The sequence below is a fragment of the Klebsiella sp. OBRC7 genome (assembly GCF_000293135.1).
GTDB classification, from domain to species: domain Bacteria; phylum Pseudomonadota; class Gammaproteobacteria; order Enterobacterales; family Enterobacteriaceae; genus Klebsiella; species Klebsiella michiganensis.
Genome location: NZ_ALNJ01000002.1, coordinates 1 through 1,700 on the forward strand (window position 1 = coordinate 1; position 1,700 = coordinate 1,700).

Here is a 1,700-nt window from a genome sequence, read left to right on the forward strand (position 1 = left end):
AGAGTTGCCATCCCAGGAAGGCATCACCGGGAAGCCCGCGCCGCGCAGGGCGATATCCCAGGTGGCATCAAACAGGCATGTTTTCCCGTTTAACTCAAAAGTCACGGTGTCATGAAACCCCTGGGTTTGCGGCAAAATAGCCAGTATTTCCGGAGGAACGGGTAAATCAGCCCAGTCAAACTGCACCAGTTTTCTCTTCGCCGTAATCCCACCGGCAACCAGCAATCGTTCGGCCGCGGCGGCTTTATGACGACAGTCGCCAAAACCCTGCTCAAACAGGCTCATGCTTTGGTTATTCCATGACCCAAGCTGATAGGGCACGCGCCTGACCAGTTCAAAAATGGCTCTCCGCAGCTCCGTTGAGCCCGGTTGAAGCCCGAGTGATTGCAAAATCCAGCCCGGCGTTATCGTCTCCTTAGCAGTGCGGCGAGCGATAATTCTTTGCCATGTATCACTGACTTTTTCGGCCAGAGAGGCTGCCAGGGTTTCCCCCGGCAGTAATGTTGTCATCAGCAACGCTCCTGTGGTGGTGAGAAAATGTCTACGCGTCAACATGTCGGGTGTTATACCTCCACGCTGCGACGCAGCGCCGACATCACCAGTGATTCACAGACCACTTCTTCATCCTGATTTCTGCTCACGCCAGGAAAGATCACCTGATCGATTACAGGCGTACGAAGCCGGTGGTAACGAGCAATCGCGCCATTCATTCCGCCCATTTGCTTACGTCGAACCAGCCGGAGTCCGTGCTCCCACGCGACTTCATCCATCGCGCTCGCCAGAACAGGATCATGGTTGAAGATTAAGACGCCATCCCCTTTCAGCAGACGGGCTGCGCTGCGAAGGAATGCCGTGTAATCCTGTTCGAAATAGGCTGCGGCCTGAGAGTAGATAATATCGACCTCACCGGCCCGAACTCCCTGCTTCTCCAGTACGCACAGCCCGGCAGCCGTCACGTAGGGATGCTCAGTCACCCCCTTTGGCAGCGATTCGTGCCATGGCGTGAGATTGGTGAAATGCAGGAATGCGCTCTCCCCGAGCTGCTCCCTGAAGCTCTGGGCAAGTCCGGAAATTGCCGCCTGATGGCTGGTCGCTTCTTCAGCACGAAAACCTGCCCAAGCAGCACCAATTTCAAGGAAGGTGACGGTACCGTTTTTGTGATGAATGTTTTTTGCATGGTGGGCAATATCGAACCCAATTTCTCGCGCCAGACGAAACGAACCACCGCTGGAGGTCCAGGGGCCATCGAAACCAAAGGCAAGAATGGCTTTCAACATCGAGCCCGTTTCTTTGTGCATCATTTTCAGGAACGGAATGACCTTACGTCGTGAAGGAACAGGGACGTTCGGACGCAGTTTTTTGGCCTGGAGATCGCGATTAACGCCCATGCACAGTGTCTGCCAGTGCAGAGGGGTAATTCGATAATTAAGTTCAGTAAAATTACGCGCAATCTCGCGACGCGCCTGTATGGAGTCTGTGTACATAGCCTCTCCGCTAAATCTGAAGTTGGTAAACGCCAGGCAGCAAACTGCTACCGGCAACAGCGATCAGATCTGGCGGGTGCTTGGAGGGCGGTAAATGATGTCCGTGGCCTTAACCGGGCTGCGAAGATCGGCAAGCGGCAACCATCTGTCTGCTACAGGAGAGAGGGAGATCTCCACAGAGGGCGGCTGCTGAGGGGTTTCATGGAAATGGTCTGT

General features: G+C 54.7%; 2 protein-coding genes. Both read right to left on the minus strand.

All coding sequences use genetic code 11. The features are described from left to right. Positions 1-510: hypothetical protein (locus tag HMPREF1144_RS00890; protein ID WP_009651632.1), on the minus strand; the 510-nt coding region annotated here is incomplete at its 3' end. A gap of 53 nt (positions 511-563) precedes the next feature. After that, entirely contained in the window at positions 564-1,484 is a 921-nt protein-coding gene (locus tag HMPREF1144_RS00895) for a hypothetical protein (protein WP_009651631.1), read from the minus strand. Positions 1,485-1,700 lie beyond the last annotated feature (216 nt).

What these genes read in the sequence shown, in the direction of transcription:
- HMPREF1144_RS00895 (WP_009651631.1), bottom strand. Translation starts at nt 1,484, where the DNA reads ATGTACACAGACTCCATACAGGCGCGTCGCGAGATTGCGCGTAATTTT.